At 63.2% G+C, this 4,680-nt stretch carries 2 protein-coding genes; both read left to right on the forward strand.

Annotated features, from left to right (window positions below; translation table 11 throughout):
• Positions 1-973 precede the first annotated feature (973 nt).
• The gene (locus tag AB0E90_RS51395) at positions 974-1,972 is read left to right on the forward strand and encodes a DUF4407 domain-containing protein (protein WP_360421143.1); all 999 of its coding nucleotides are present in this window, start codon (positions 974-976) and stop codon (positions 1,970-1,972) included.
• Positions 1,973-2,091: 119 nt separating this feature from the next.
• Positions 2,092-4,215: a tetratricopeptide repeat protein gene (locus AB0E90_RS51400; protein ID WP_360421145.1), complete on the forward strand. Its 2,124-nt coding sequence runs from the start codon at positions 2,092-2,094 to the stop codon at positions 4,213-4,215.
• Positions 4,216-4,680 lie beyond the last annotated feature (465 nt).

Here is a 4,680-nt window from a genome sequence, read left to right on the forward strand (position 1 = left end):
GGGTAGTGCTTGTTCGCCATCTGTTCCAGACTCCTGATCCACCAGGACCATCAAGATCCATGGTTCAAGTGTCCAAGATCAAGGGGCAAGGCCCCGGCACTCTGGGTGGGTGGTTTGGCGGTGGCGTGCCCAGAGGCCGGCTTCGCGCTCGTGGCCGCGTGGCGGCTAATTGCAGTCGACGCAGCATTTGGAGCTTGGTGGGCAGCGCCGCGCATGATTACCAGTGCACGGCACTGGCGGAGATCGTCTGGGCCGTCGGGACGGAACAGGGTTTCGCCTGGGCGGCTGGGACGCAGGATGTGCTGCCCGTCCGGATGTAGGTGATCGAGGAACCACTCGATGAAAGCGGTCCGTACGCGCCCGTGGACGGGGTCGTGGTGATCGACTGCCTGAGCGTGATGCACGAGGTTGGCGAGACCGGCGGATTCGACCGCGATGAACGCGTCTGGGTCGCGCAGCCACTGCCATCGAAAACCTGGCACTCACGCGGCAAACGCGGCCGTTCGCGGCTGGTCAGATCGCGAAGAACAACATTGCCGTCAACGGGCTCTCACCCGGCCTCTCGTACCCTTAACCAGCTGGCGGGTGCCGTACCCGCAATCGCCCGCCGGCTCCCCGCCCGACGACCACAGCTCAACGGACACCACGTCACGCCTGACCTGAACATTGCGCCGCCCTGCACGCCAGAGCAGTTGGTCGTGCCCGCGCGCCCGGGGGATGCACATTATCGGCGGCCAAAACAGTGCACGTGATCTTGCCTTAGATTGCGGTTCAGTGCGGCGGAAGTCACGAGGCTGCAGCCGCTGCTCCCAGGCCGACTGTCGCGCTCGCTACAGCTGAACGGCTCAAGGCCTTGAAACGAGCGGCGCTGCGTGCGGGCGTGACCATGTGAAGGAGGGTCTCCGCCAGTTACGCGGACGGTCTCGTCGTGGGTATGTTGCACCTCGCCCCATTGCCCGCACCAGCTCACGAGGTGATCACCATCGAGAGATCGACATCTTCCGTCAGGACCTCTCGTGCCGGCCGCCTCATGCGGTCCCTCGCCGGCATCGACGAGGCGGTGCTCAAGCGCGCACCCCAGGACCGCCAAAGATTCACATCCCTCGGCGTCATCCTCGCAATGGGAACGCTGGTCAACCTGATCGCCATCGTCGTGGCAATTCAAACGGTGTTCAAAGAAGTTCCCACGGGACTTCCCATCGTGCTGGCAGTGACGGTCGCCGGTTTCTTGCTCGCGGTCGACCGGTGGGCGTTGCGGGCGATACCGCTGACGGGACGCCGGGTGTGGCGCCTTACCACGCTGTTACCAATTCTCCTTGTCGATCTCGTGATCAGTCTGATCCTCGGCAACTCGATTGCGATCCGCGTCTTCGACGGGCCTATCCTGGACGAGATCTACAACAGCCGCATAGAAGACATGATCAAGTACGAGTCGGATTTGCGAGGATGTAATCAACCGCCGGAAGCCGCAGCACCCATTAGCTCATCGCCGGTTTGTGCTGACCGTCTTCTGGCGGTGCCGAACAAAATTCCTCAGATCACTGCCGATCTGCGTGCACACGAGCAGACGCTAGAACAGGACCGCAATACTCCGCAAGCGGCCGCTGACGCGGCCAAAGTGACATCCCTTAAGAAGTCGCTGGCCGATGCAAAACAGGCGTACTCAGAGGCCGCGGAAATCGAAATTACGGCCCGAGTCCAAGAGTACCGCGCGAGCCAGCGGACAATCGGGCCCCTTGATATCAATGAAGCTTTCGCAAATCTTCGTGCGCGGAACATTTACGTCAACACGATCGCCTGGGCGCTTGTCGTGCTCCTGATTGGCTTCCGCACCGCCCCCATGCTGTCACGGCTCGCGGCAGGACCAACCGCCTACGACAAGCTCGCAAGCAGGGAATACCAACAAATCGAGGTCATGCGACAGATACGCGCGCGGGTCGTCGAACGCGTCGCGCGCTGGGACGAGCCATGAACGCGTCAGCCAGGTGGCGCGCAGCCGCCGTCGCAGTGGGTGCCCTGATAGTCCTCCCGCTGGCGACCAACAGCGCCTCTGCCGTACTTCCCCCGTGGCTGGCGCCGATCTCATGGGGCATGCTCGCCGTAGCCGCGATCTCAATCGTGGTTGACAACGTTTTAGGTAAGGAAGCATCCGGTGGCGTTGCCCGCCCCGCGGACGCTGCGGCCAGCCGGCACGTACCGACCCTAGACAGGCGGTATGTGTCGCGAGAAGCGTTCGAGAGCAAGGCGATCAAACTACTCGACGACGATCATGAAGCCGTGGCGCTGGTCGGCCTTCCCGGGGTAGGCAAATCGCAGCTCGCGATCCGGCTGGCCGAGCACTACCGGCCTACCACCGAACTGATCCGATGGATACCAGCCATCGATCGGCTGTCGGTGGTCGCGGCGCTGGCCGAGCTCGCCGAGAGCCTCGGCATCCAACGCAGCGATCAAGAGGTCGCGGCCAAAGATGTCATCGCTAAGTTGTCGAACGACGGCGATTGGGTCCTCATCTACGACAACGCCGGCAGCCCGCAGGCGGTTGACGGACTGCTGCCGCACAATCCGACCGGCCGCGTCATCCTGACCTCACGAGATCCGAACTTCGAACGTCTTGCCGTCCCGCTGTTCGTCGAACCGTTCTCGGTGGACAGTGCCGCCGACTATCTGCAAACCCAGGTGGAGCCAGGCGCCGCCGAGGAGGCCCAGGACTTGGCCGCCGCCGTCGGAGGTCTGCCACTCGCGCTCGGCCACATTGCCACCTACTGCAAGATGACCGGTACGACGCTGGCCGCGTACCGGGCAAAATATCTGCATCGACGAGCCGCGCTCATACGCGGCATCGAACGCGACAAGCGGCTCGCCATGTCCGAGCGCGGCAGCGCGGTGGTGACCACCTTCTCGCTGGCTCTGCATGCCGTGGGACGGATCGACCTCGCGGCCGTTCAGCTCATCCGGCTGCTTTCCTTCCTTTCGCCCGCACCCATCCCTCGCGAGCTTCTCGAATACGGACACCCATGGCTGCCGTATCGCCTCGGTCGAGCACTCGCCGACGACGACACCCGGAACGCGAGCATCGCCGTGGCGCTGCGCGGCTCGTTACTCAGTGGCTCGAGCGCCGGCGGCCTGCGGCTGCATCAACTCGTCGCCGACATAGTCCGCGGCGACATCGAGTCCCGCAGTCCCTGGCCAAACCTTGGCCACTATGTGGCGTCAGCCCTGCGCGGGCGGTGGCGTGACCTCAGCGCGTCCTGGACGGCCGGCAGGTGGGCTGAAGCAGCCTTGGGCCTCCTGGATGCGGCAACCAGCTCGGGTGTACGCGATCGCTCGGAACGCGACTGGCTGGCTCAGTTGATGCCGCACATGATCGAGGTTTTGCGGCATGCGCGAGGATTAGGCATCAGGTCGGGCCCCGCGATTCGTTTACGAGCCCGGCTAGGCTCCTACCTATTGAAACGCGGCGACTACAGCGAAGCCTTGATCTACCTCCTCGACGCCGAAGAAGACGCTCGCCGGGTGCTAGGCGACCACAGCGCCACCGCGGTGTCGGTGGCCGACGACCTGGCCCGAGCACTCTATGAATGCGACGAAGTCGACGCCGCGCAGTCACTGCGCGAAACGAACATCGGCATCCTGCAAGCGATGTTCGGGCCAACTCATCCGCATGTCATGGACGGCTTGCTGGAACTGGCCGCGATCTTGCGGGCGAAGGGCGACAGAAATGCCGCTTTGGGGATCTACCTCGAGTGTCGGTTGTACAGGCCAACTCGCGACAACATCGAATCCTCGAGGATCCGAACCGCTGCGCGCTTGAACATCGCCGACATGCTCGCAGAGGACGGCCGGTATGACGATGCGCTCGGCCTTTACACAGAAGTGGTCGCCGACGTTCCGCCCGAATGGCACGACACCGACGAGGCACTGACCGCTCTGTCGAACCGCTCCCTGCTGTTACTGCGAGTTGGTCAACAGGATGAAGCGGTCGACGCCCTTCGAACGATCCTGGCAACCAGGGTTGGCCGATTCGGCGAGACACATCCCGCGACGGCGGTGACCCGCAACAATCTCGCCGTCGCGTTGACGTGGTCGGGGAGCCCGGTCGAGGCACGCGCCACCCATGCGGCCGCAGTCGCCGACTACCGGCGGGCACTCGGGACGCGAAACAGCACATGGGCAATCATGGATGCTAACAGCCAAGCAACGCCGGTCAAGGAATGACGATAACGGCATTCGGCGCGGTCGGAATCTCGGTCGGGCTGGTCACCGGCTGACGCCCAGCCAGCCTATGGTTGGCCGCTTTACTTTATGAATTTAAAATATGCCGAATGGCCGGGCACCGTGGAAAAAATGAGGGTGTAAGTGCCGTGGTGTGAAAGTATCTGATGCACTCTTCTCGGCAGATCCGGACGCCAACCGACGCAGCGCCCGTCAACGACACCGACGGCTGATACGTCGGGCCTCAACGTTTCGATCTCGTATTCGTACTGTGGCCGCCACGCTAGCCTCGCGCCTTCAGTAAGGGCTGCCGGTGATGGAGTCCGGGAACGCGAAAGTGCCTTCTGATCTGGGATGATCTGGCTTGTCTAGAGTCAAGATCGTCCGTCACGGAAGGCACTCTCAAGGTGCAGAGTACCGGCACGCGTCCGAAGGTTGTCGTCACCGGTGGTGCTCGGGGTGTGGTCG

The sequence above is a fragment of the Actinoplanes sp. NPDC026619 genome, from assembly GCF_040638295.1.
GTDB lineage: Bacteria > Actinomycetota > Actinomycetes > Mycobacteriales > Micromonosporaceae > Actinoplanes.

What these genes read in the sequence shown, in the direction of transcription:
- AB0E90_RS51400 (WP_360421145.1), top strand. Translation starts at nt 2,092, where the DNA reads ATGCTCGCCGTAGCCGCGATCTCAATCGTGGTTGACAACGTTTTAGGT.